The sequence below is a fragment of the Gammaproteobacteria bacterium genome (assembly GCA_030949385.1).
Taxonomy (GTDB): Bacteria; Pseudomonadota; Gammaproteobacteria; order JAUZRS01; family JAUZRS01; genus JAUZRS01.
This window is the reverse complement of the sequence record JAUZSP010000001.1, coordinates 407,047-416,856: the sequence shown is the minus strand read 5'-3', so window position 1 is coordinate 416,856 and position 9,810 is coordinate 407,047. Positions and strand designations below refer to the sequence as shown.

Below are 9,810 nucleotides of genomic sequence, written 5' to 3'. Positions count from 1 at the left end.
GGTTTGAGTTTTTTTGGTGGGTGAGTTTGCTTTGTGTTGAGTCTGTGTTTTTCTAGTAATACGGTTCTATTTGGTGTACAAGTCATGTTTTAAAAAAGAGATGCAGCAGGCGCTTCGGTTCTGCGGATTCCCATCCCCTTGCTGGCCGACGCTGCGCGCTGTCCATCAAGCGCCTGAACCGGACGAACCTTATGAAAATAAATTTTCAACGGAGCGCCGGTTATCCGCAGAACCGTTAGAAAAAAATAATTTAACTGGATACACTAAATGAAAATTACTCCAACAACCCTTACATTGAGTCAATTATTTAGTAGTAGCAATGAGCTATTCACTATTCCTGCTTATCAAAGAAGATATTCATGGCAATGGAAACAATTAATTGAATTATTTGACGACATTAACTTTTTAAAAACCCAAGACACTCATTTACTTGGAAGTATCGTTTGTCTCACTTCAAGTCACACAGCGGGGATAAATCCTCTTGAATTAGTTGATGGTCAACAGAGAGTAACATCTCTTTCTCTTTTCATGAAAGCTCTTCAAGTGAAATTTACAGAATTAGGAAAGAAAGAAATTTCAGATGAAATAAATAGTTTCTTATTTTGCAAAGGAATTGATCGAAAACTACATAACAAGATATTGCTCGGAGACTTAGACAATCCAGACTATATCAAAATAATGAGCCAAACTGACCTTGAGGAGGTTAAAAATCAAGATTTATTAAATGCATACAAATATCTATATGAGTGGATTAACAAATTATCAGACCAAGATCTTGATGAAATTTATTATAAGTTCATAAATAATGTATTACTTATAAGGCTAGATGTAGGGGAAGCAAAGGATGCCTATAAACTATTTGAAACTATAAACAATCGCGGATTAAAATTAAACAGCACAGATATTATAAAAAACTTTTTGCTTGGTCACGCATCATCCATTAATGAAGAAATACTATCATCAGTAAAAGAAAACTGGAAAGAGTTAATTATAAATCTTGACGAAATAGATACTGATAAATTTTTCAGGCAATTCATGTCTGGAATTAGAACTTACAAAGTGACAGACACATATATCATAGATGAGTTTAAAAAATATTATTTCAACTATGTGCAAGAGGCTGAAGAACTAGCTGAATTTGAAATCTATAATGAAATTAAAGTAGAAAACTCAGAGGACATCGAAGAAGAAATATCCGAAGATTTAGACCCCGAAAACCATACAACTGAAAGCAGTAATAAAATTAGCAAAATATCAATTGTAGAGTTCTCAAAAAATCTCAAAAATATGTCTCATATCTACAAACAACTATTAAAACGAAAATCTTCTAATCAAGAAATTAATAGACATCTTTTCAACTTACAAAGAATCAAATCATTTCCGTCATATATTTTCCTACTAAATTTATTCAGCAGAGATGACATTAATGATTCCACAATTATCTCTACATTAAAGGTTATTGAAACATTCATGCTTCGCAGACATGTTTGTGCATACAGAACAGGTGAATTAGATGATATTTTTGCGAAATTAATTAATCTAGCAAGTGACAATATTGAGAATGCGATAAAAATTAAATTATCTAAGGACTTTCCAGATGACCAAGAATTCCAAGAGAAATTTTCAGAAGGTGATTTCAAAAGAGAAATTAATAGAGCAAAATATATCCTCGAAATCTTAGAATATGATCTCATTAAAGATAAAGGCGAATTTGTAATACAGTCAGGAAGTGCTGTTCATCTCGAACATATTATTCCACAAACAATTGATACTAAAAAATCAAAAAGAGAATTTGGAAATTGGGCTGACTATTTAGGTGAAAACTCGCTAGAACGACACAAAGAGTTTGTAAATAAGATTGGTAATTTCACCTTACTTGCTGGGACTTTAAACATTATTGCCTCCAACAACCCTTTTAATGATAAATTGTCAGAATACGCAAAATCAAATATTCAGATGACAAAGGATATTTGTACCGAATTTAATGATAAAGACTTCACATTCGAAATAGTCTCTAAAAGAAGTAAAGACATAGCTCAAAAAGCAGTGACAATTTGGAGGCTATAAATTTCTAACAATGCGTTCAACCCGACCCGAGAGCACGTGCGACTTTTCGAGTTAATTCAAAGACTTAGCTACGATCCAAGTTAATAGCCAAATCGTTGGCGGGCGGGTTAACTCGGTCGATGCAGCAGACGCTTCGCGCCTACTGCATCGGTTCTGCGGATTGCCATCCCCTTGCTGGCCGACGCTGCGCGCCGTCCATCAAGCGGTTGAACCGGACGAGCCTTATGAAAATAAATTTTCAACGGCGCGCCGGTTATCCGCAGAATCGTTATGCCAAAAAGAATAAAATTTGATGCCTGAACCAGATCCATTGAGAATCATGACATTTGTAACACCGAAAGATCTTAGCGAGTGGCTCAAGGTCAATCACTCAATTGAAAGTGAGTTGTGGGTAAAGATATTCAAGAAAAACACAGGGGTTCAAAGTGTTACTTGGAATGAACTGGTGATAGAAGTTTTATGCTGGGGTTGGATTGACGGTATAAAAAAGTCAATTGATGATCAAGCCTATCTTCAACGTATAACTCCAAGAACAGTACGAAGCAATTGGTCTAAAAGGAACACAGAGCATGTTGAACGCTTGATAAGCGAAAAACGGATCAAGGAAGCTGGGCTTGTGCATGTACGTGCAGCGAAAGCTGATGGTCGTTGGAAAAACGCCTATGTGGTAAGTGAAATGGAAGTGCCCACAGATTTCTTAGTTGCACTGGAAAATCAGCCGAGAGTAAAGCAGTTTTTTGAAACACTTAATAAATCAAGTCGTTATGTTATTGCTTACGGCTTAACAAGTGCAAAGAAACCTGAAACCAGACAAAGGCGATTTGAAAAATTCATAGATATGCTTAGCAGAGAAGTAAAACCGACTTAGCCACCGTGAAGCCGAAAAAGCATAACGAATAAGCTTAGACCGTGATTCACGCGCAGCGTGAGTCCACAATCTGAACCGTTTGTTGGACAAGCCCGTCGGTTGAGTTATTACACGCTATTGAAAATAGCTTTTGAGATTTCCGCCGCTTTCGGCACCGTAACCCCAGCTCTCCGAATGGCAATCACAACTACACAATCAATGAGGCACCCTTGCAAAGCCCCAAAAGTAATACTATATTGGTATTACTTTTTCTGCGAGGTGCTTATTATGCGCGTTACAACCAAGGGGCAAGTCACCATTCCTAGAGGTGTGAGAGAAGCTTTAGGCATATCTGCTAAAACAGAAATCGACTTTGTTGAAGATGGGGGGCGGTTTTATATTGTAAAAACTAACGAGCCTAACGCGGTCGGTAAATTTAAGAAGCTCAGAGGGATAGCCTCATCAAAAATGTCCACGGATGAAATTATGAGCCTGACAAGAGATTCATGATGAATGGTATTTTGATTGATTCTTGCGTATTGCTTGACCTGTTCACTGATGATGAGCATTGGGCTGATTGGTCCGAGACTACATTGGAAAAATACAGCCAGACAAATACCCTGTACATCAATTCAATCGTATATACGGAAGTATCCATCGGTTTCGATCGAGTTGAAGACGTTGAACGTGCTATTGATGCGCTGGGTATAAACGTATTGGAATTGCCGAGAGAGGCTTTGTTTTTAACCGGTAAGTCGTACTTGAAATACAGAAAAAATAAGGGTACGAAGAGATCACCACTGCCGGATTTTTTTATTGGTGCTCATGCATCGGTTTCGAACTTTGGGTTGGTTACAAGGGATGTGGCAAAGTATAAAACCTATTTCCCCCAAGTGAAACTAATTCATCCGTATGAGGATTAAGTAGCCAAGAAGGAGCGCGGGGACGGGTCTAGTTATTGGCGTTATAACGAACCAACCTTACCGTTACCCGCCGATTCTGAGCTCGTCCTGTTGCTGACGTATTGTTGGCAAGGGGCTGTTTCTCACCAAAATTGTCTTCTTTTATCATGGTTTCAGCCACGCCGTGATCAAGCAAATATTCATGCACATTGAAGCTGCGAAACTCCGATAGATCCAGATTGTAACGACAACTGCCATATTCATCCGTATGGCCACTGATCTGGATTTTTTTTTACCTTCTGATCTACCTTTAAGTAGGAAATAATCTTATTAAGACGCTGCTTGCTGCGTTTATCCAGCTCATCACTGTTGCTGGCAAAGCGTAAATGAGTGGTTTTTAGGTCAGAAAAATTATCAGGGTAGAGTTGAGTTAGGCAGCTTTGAAAGCGTTGCAGAGCAGGCAGAAAGTTCACATTTGACAGGGCAACGCTGATCTTATTGTCGGCGCTGCTCCAATTGCTGTAGTGAAAGCTGGGCTGCAAGCCCTGCTCAAGAACCTGTAACAGATAGAGGCTGTCGCTGCTGTTGAGCTGAAGCAGGCGTTTCCCTTGGTGCAATTGCACTTGCCAGAGGTCTTGTGGTTGTTCTCCGTGTTGCCAGTTGGGGTTGTTAATGTGTAAGCGTGCTTGACCGGCTTGCGGTGCGTTGTGAAAACCACGCAGCTCAAAGGCGAGTTGCCGCGCCGAGCGTTGATAAAAACGTGCGCTGCCGTAGTGAGGGATGTGGTGCTTGAGTTCACAGCTAAAGCGGCTCTGCTGATTCTGCCACTGTGAGAGGTGCAGGTCGGCAAGGAAGCGTTGTGGCTCACTGGTCGCTACGTTGGAGAGCAACAGGAATAAGAGCAGGACGTATTGTGTTTTCATGTGAACTGCTATGCAGATCTCCCGCCAAGAGAGTGGAGTGCATGTTGCTAGAGCAACTGCGTTGAATACATTAAAATTGGAGATAGGTGAGAAATGAGCATTGAGACTGATGAAAAGAGAAATTTTATTCGGATGCAAATTGATTGTCCGATGCGAATTAAAAGTGAAAAAATTGAGGGTCAGAGCTGGGGTGTGGTGAAAAATCTGAGTGGCAACGGTTTGATGTTTTGGGCGAATCAGTCGTATCAGGAGGATGATTTGATTGAGCTTATTTTAGAACCAACCAATCCGATTACGCCGCCGTTGATTGCCAAAGCACGAGTGCAACGGTGTGATTCTTTGCCCGATGAGGGCGAGGATAAATATGAGATTGCGTGTTTTATGCAGGAAGTGAGTTAAGACTCAAAACCAAAATTTGGTACCGAGGGTCGGACTCGAACCGACAAGACCGTTAAGTCGGGGGATTTTGAATCCCCTGTGTTTACCAATTTCACCACCCCGGCAAGGGAGAGGCGAATTTATAGTAAAGTGCTTTTTTTGGCAAGTGCTAAATGAATTTATTTTTTCTCCTCTCGCGGCTGATGGCAATAATTGCTACCATGCCGCGCCATGAAAACCTCCGATTTTTCCTTTGATCTACCCGATGAACTGATTGCCCAGCACCCGCTGGCGCAGCGATCTGACAGTCGTTTGTTGATTTTGCGTGACGATACGCCTTCTGATGGCTCTTTTTCTCAACTGCTGGAGCAGCTCAAATCAGGTGACCTGCTGGTCTTGAACGACACCAAAGTGATCCCCGCTCGTTTGCACGGGTATAAAGCCAGTGGCGGTAAGGTTGAGGTGCTGGTGGAACGCATTCTTGATCCACAGCGCGCACTGTGTCATCTGCGGTGCAGTAAATCGCCCAAGGCCGGTACGCTTTTGCGGTTGGAAAACGCGCTGGATGCCGAAGTGCTTGGGCGACAGGGGGCGTTGTTTGAACTGTTTTTCCCCGCTGAGAGCAGCTTGCTTGATGCCTTGGATCGCCACGGCCACATTCCACTGCCGCCTTACATTGAACGCGATGATGCCCCAGAGGATCTGCACCGTTATCAGACCGTCTATGCACGGGAGTCGGGCGCGGTGGCTGCACCCACGGCGGGTTTGCACTTTGATGCCGAATTTTTAGCTCAGATCGAGCAGAAGGGAATTGAGCTGGCCTATGTGACCTTGCATGTGGGGGCGGGTACGTTTCAGCCGGTGCGTACAGAACATCTGAGTGAACATGTGATGCATTCGGAATATTTAGAGGTGTCGCAGCAGGTTTGTGATCAAGTCAAGCAGACTCGCGCCAAGGGCGGTCGAGTGGTGGCGGTGGGCACCACGGTGGTGCGTTCTCTGGAGAGCGCCTCGCAGTCGGGGGAGTTAATCCCCTTTGCTGGCGAGACTCAACTCTTTTTGACCCCAGGTGTGGTTTTTCACAGCGTTGATGCTTTGATCACCAATTTTCATCTGTCGCAATCGACCTTGTTGATGTTGGTTTGCGCGTTTGCTGGTTATGAGCGTGCGATGGCGGCCTATCAACACGCGGTGGCTGAGGGCTACCGTTTTTTCAGTTATGGGGATGCGATGTTTCTGCTGCCCAATAAAGCGCAGTGGGGCAATAAAAATTATGTGTGATGCTTCGAATAAGGCTGACTCGGCCAATAACGATTCGTTTATGACTTTTGAACTGCTGGGCAAGGACGGTGATGCGCGTCGTGGGCGTTTGAATTTTCCTCGCGGTACGGTGGAGACCCCAGCGTTTATGCCCGTGGGTACCTACGGAACGGTCAAGGCGATGACCGCCGAAGAGCTGACGGGGTTGGGTGCGCAGATTATTTTGGGCAACACCTTTCATTTGATGCTGCGCCCGGGTACGGAGATCATCAAAAAGCACGGTGATCTGCACGATTTTATGCACTGGCAAGGGCCGATTTTGACCGATTCCGGTGGCTTTCAGGTCTTCAGTTTGGCCAAGATGCGCAAAATCAGCGAGGCGGGGGTCTCTTTTCGCTCGCCTGTGAACGGCTCGAAGATCTTTTTAGATCCAGAAACCTCGATGCAGGTGCAGCGTGATTTAGGCGCGGATATCGTCATGTCCTTTGATGAATGCACCCCTTATCCGGCCACGGAACGCCAAGCTCGAACCTCCATGCAGCTCTCCATGCGTTGGGCGGCGCGCAGCAAGCAAGCGCATGGCGATAATCCTTCGGCGCTGTTTGGCATTGTGCAGGGCGGCATGTACCCCGAGCTGCGTTCTGAGTCCGTTGCCGCTTTGCGGGAGGTGGGTTTTAACGGTTACGCCATTGGTGGTCTCTCGGTGGGCGAGACTGAAGAGGAGCGCCTGATGATTTTGGAGGCAACCTTGCCGCAGTTGCCTGAGACGCAGCCCCGTTATTTGATGGGGGTGGGTACGCCAGGTGACATCATCGAGGCGGTGGCAAAGGGGGTGGATATGTTTGATTGCGTCATTCCCACCCGTCACGCACGCACCGGCTTTTTGTACACTTCAGAAGGGGTGCTGCGGATTCGCAATGCCCGTTACGCCGAGGATACGCGCCCCTTGGATGAAAAATGTGGTTGTTACACCTGCCAACATTACAGCCGTGCGTATCTGCGCCATCTGGACAAGTGTGGTGAGATTTTAGGCTCCCGTTTGAGTACGATTCATAATCTTTATTATTATCAGGCGCTGATGAAATCACTGCGCGATGCGATTGAACAGGGGCAGTTTGCTCAGTTTCGACGCGATTTTTATGCCGCCTTCAACCGAGGCGTGTCATAATGCGCGCCTTTCATTTTTCCCCTAGCGATTAACGAGGAACCCTTATGGACTTTTTTATCTCCAGTGCGATGGCCGAAGGCGGCGCTCAGTCTCAAGACGGCGGTTTTATGGGCTTGCTGTTTCCCTTTTTGTTGTTGATTGTCTTTTTCTTTCTCTTTATCCGTCCGCAACAGAAAAAGGTAAAGGAACAAAAAGCGATGGTTGAAGCGTTGGGCAAAGGCGATGAGGTGGCTACAAGCGGTGGTGTAATCGGTAAAATCACTGCCGTGGGTGAGAATATGTTCACCGTGCAGGTGGCTGAGGGTGTTGAGTTGAAAATCCAGAAGCAGGCGGTGGCTAACCTGTTGCCAAAAGGCACGATGAAAAAGGGTTAATCATGCAAGTTGCTCAAAGTGTGGCGGCAAACCACTACTCATTTTGGAAAAATCTGCTCATTGTTTCATTGGTGCTGATCTTGGGCTTGTACGCTCTGCCGAACTTGTATGGTGAAGATCCGGCGTTGCAAATCTCGGTACGCAGTGGCGAGATGAGCAACACGGTGGCCACTCAAGCGGAAGACGCATTGAAGGAAGGCGGCATTCAAGAGTACCGTGTCGAGCAAAAAAGCGGTCGCTTGTTGATTCGTTTTGCTGATACCGAAACGCAGTTGAAAGCCAAAGAGTTGGTTGCGGCCAAGTTGGGCAACAATTATGTGATTGCTTTGAATCTAGCACCCGCAACCCCCGACTGGTTGACCTCATTGGGGGCGGCTCCGATGTATTTGGGGCTGGATCTGCGCGGTGGGGTTCATTTCTTAATGGAAGTGGACATGGCCGCTGCGATTGCTAAATCCCAAGACGGTTATCGCAGTGAGTTGCGCAGTTTTATGCGCACTGAAAAAATTCGTTATCAAGGCATCACCCTCCGGTCGGGGGTGATTAAAATGCGCTTTGCTGATTTGGCCAAAGCGGAAGCGGCAGAGGCGCGTTTGAAAAAGGAGTTTCGTGATCTGGAGTATAAGATCACCGAAGATGCACGTTCGGCGTTTGTGTTGGCTTCTTTGAGCGAAGCGGCGATGGAAGAAGAGCGTAAATCGGCTTTGCAGCAGAACATCATCACCTTGCGTAACCGGGTCAATGAGTTGGGTGTGGCCGAGCCGATCATTCAACAACAGGGCAAAGAGCGCATCGTGGTGCAACTGCCTGGGGTGCAAGACACCGCTCGTGCCAAAGAAATTTTGGGTGCCACGGCAACGCTGGAATTTCGTTTGGTACACGGCTCTTATACCGATTGGGTCGGGGCGGAGCAGTCGGGGCGTACTCCGGCTAATTCGCGCCTTTATCACGAACGTGATGGCTCTCCGGTGCTATTGAAACGCCAAGTGATCGTCACCGGTGATCAGATCAAAGGTGCTGCCTCGGGTCTGGACAGCCAATCGGGATCGCCGAACGTCAATATCAATCTGGATGGCAAGGGTGCCAGTCGGATGAAGAAAATCAGTCGCACCAACATCGGCAAGCCGATGGCGGTGGTCTTTATTGAGACCCGTTACGATAAAAAATTCGTCAATGGCAAATGGATCAAAGAGAAACGTCATGTGGAAGAGGTGATCAACATTGCCACCATTCGTGACGTGCTCAGTCACCGTTTTCAGATCAGTGGTTTGAGCACCACCGAAGCCCGTGATTTGTCGCTGCTGCTGCGTGCGGGTGCTCTGAAAGCGCCAATGGAGATCATCGAAGAGCGCACCGTTGGGCCAAGCTTGGGTCAAGATAACATTGATCAAGGTTTTAACTCGGTCTTGATCGGTCTCTGTTTGGTGCTGATTTTTATGGCGGTCTATTATCGCGTGTTTGGTTTGGTGGCCAACATCGCGTTGGTGGTGAACCTGGTGTTGATTGTGGCGCTGCTCTCTATTTTGCAGGCCACGTTGACCTTGCCTGGCATTGCGGGCATCGTCCTGACCGTCGGCATGGCGGTGGATGCCAATGTGCTGATTTTTGAGCGTATTCGTGAAGAGCTGCGTGCCGGTAACAGCATTCAGGCCAGCATCAGTGCCGGTTACGACAAAGCCTTTGTCACCATTGCCGATGCCAACATTACCACGCTGCTGGCGGCGGTGGTGCTGTTCAGCTTCGGTACGGGGGCGATTAAAGGCTTTGCGGTGACGCTTTCCATCGGCATTATCACTTCCATGTTCACCGCCATTATGGGATCAAGGATGTTGATCAATTTGATCTACGGCGGCAAACGCATTAAACGTCTGGCGATCTAAGGAATAAAATT

11 protein-coding genes and 1 tRNA gene are annotated in these 9,810 nt (G+C 45.9%); 9 read left to right on the top strand and 3 right to left on the bottom strand.

What is annotated here, in order from left to right:
• Positions 1-267 precede the first annotated feature (267 nt).
• The gene (locus Q9O24_02000) at positions 268-2,067 is read left to right on the top strand and encodes a DUF262 domain-containing HNH endonuclease family protein (protein ID MDQ7073935.1); all 1,800 of its coding nucleotides are present in this window, start codon (positions 268-270) and stop codon (positions 2,065-2,067) included.
• 107 nt (positions 2,068-2,174) lie between these two features.
• Here Q9O24_02000 and Q9O24_01995 read toward each other — a convergent pair whose 3' ends face one another.
• The gene (locus Q9O24_01995; GenBank protein ID MDQ7073934.1) at positions 2,175-2,309 is read right to left on the bottom strand and encodes a hypothetical protein; all 135 of its coding nucleotides are present in this window, start codon (positions 2,307-2,309) and stop codon (positions 2,175-2,177) included.
• A gap of 50 nt (positions 2,310-2,359) precedes the next feature.
• On the opposite strand from Q9O24_01995, the gene Q9O24_01990 reads away from it, so the two are divergent.
• The 3 genes from Q9O24_01990 to Q9O24_01980 all read left to right on the top strand — a co-directional run bounded on the left by Q9O24_01990 (position 2,360) and on the right by Q9O24_01980 (position 3,837).
• Entirely contained in the window at positions 2,360-2,935 is a 576-nt protein-coding gene (locus Q9O24_01990) for a YdeI/OmpD-associated family protein (GenBank protein ID MDQ7073933.1), read from the top strand.
• A gap of 267 nt (positions 2,936-3,202) precedes the next feature.
• Complete coding sequence (locus Q9O24_01985) at positions 3,203-3,424, top strand: AbrB/MazE/SpoVT family DNA-binding domain-containing protein (GenBank protein MDQ7073932.1); 222 nt, start codon at positions 3,203-3,205, stop codon at positions 3,422-3,424.
• Positions 3,424-3,837 carry a type II toxin-antitoxin system VapC family toxin gene (locus Q9O24_01980; GenBank protein MDQ7073931.1) on the top strand — a complete coding sequence of 138 codons (414 nt, stop codon included), beginning with the start codon at positions 3,424-3,426 and terminating at the stop codon, positions 3,835-3,837. Before Q9O24_01985 ends, Q9O24_01980 begins: the two co-directional genes overlap by 1 nt.
• Positions 3,838-4,076: 239 nt before the next feature.
• On the opposite strand, the gene Q9O24_01975 is transcribed toward Q9O24_01980, so the two are convergent.
• The gene (locus tag Q9O24_01975; GenBank protein MDQ7073930.1) at positions 4,077-4,739 is read right to left on the bottom strand and encodes a hypothetical protein; all 663 of its coding nucleotides are present in this window, start codon (positions 4,737-4,739) and stop codon (positions 4,077-4,079) included.
• A 93-nt stretch (positions 4,740-4,832) separates the two neighbouring features.
• Between Q9O24_01975 and Q9O24_01970 the strand changes: the two genes are divergently transcribed.
• Positions 4,833-5,138 (top strand): PilZ domain-containing protein, encoded by a 306-nt coding sequence (locus tag Q9O24_01970; protein MDQ7073929.1) that lies wholly within the window; start codon positions 4,833-4,835, stop codon positions 5,136-5,138.
• Between the two features lie 17 nt (positions 5,139-5,155).
• On the opposite strand, the gene Q9O24_01965 is transcribed toward Q9O24_01970, so the two are convergent.
• Positions 5,156-5,242 (bottom strand) — tRNA-Leu (locus Q9O24_01965).
• Between the two features lie 106 nt (positions 5,243-5,348).
• On the opposite strand from Q9O24_01965, the gene queA reads away from it, so the two are divergent.
• The 4 genes from queA to secD are packed head-to-tail and all read left to right on the top strand — an operon-like array spanning position 5,349 to position 9,799.
• Positions 5,349-6,398, top strand: a complete 1,050-nt coding sequence (gene queA, locus Q9O24_01960) for a tRNA preQ1(34) S-adenosylmethionine ribosyltransferase-isomerase QueA (protein MDQ7073928.1) — start codon at positions 5,349-5,351, stop codon at positions 6,396-6,398.
• 40 nt (positions 6,399-6,438) lie between these two features.
• The gene (gene tgt, locus Q9O24_01955; GenBank protein ID MDQ7073927.1) at positions 6,439-7,545 is read left to right on the top strand and encodes a tRNA guanosine(34) transglycosylase Tgt; all 1,107 of its coding nucleotides are present in this window, start codon (positions 6,439-6,441) and stop codon (positions 7,543-7,545) included.
• A gap of 44 nt (positions 7,546-7,589) precedes the next feature.
• Positions 7,590-7,919, top strand: a complete 330-nt coding sequence (gene yajC / locus Q9O24_01950) for a preprotein translocase subunit YajC (protein ID MDQ7073926.1) — start codon at positions 7,590-7,592, stop codon at positions 7,917-7,919.
• A gap of 2 nt (positions 7,920-7,921) precedes the next feature.
• Positions 7,922-9,799, top strand: a complete 1,878-nt coding sequence (gene secD / locus Q9O24_01945) for a protein translocase subunit SecD (GenBank protein MDQ7073925.1) — start codon at positions 7,922-7,924, stop codon at positions 9,797-9,799.
• Positions 9,800-9,810 lie beyond the last annotated feature (11 nt).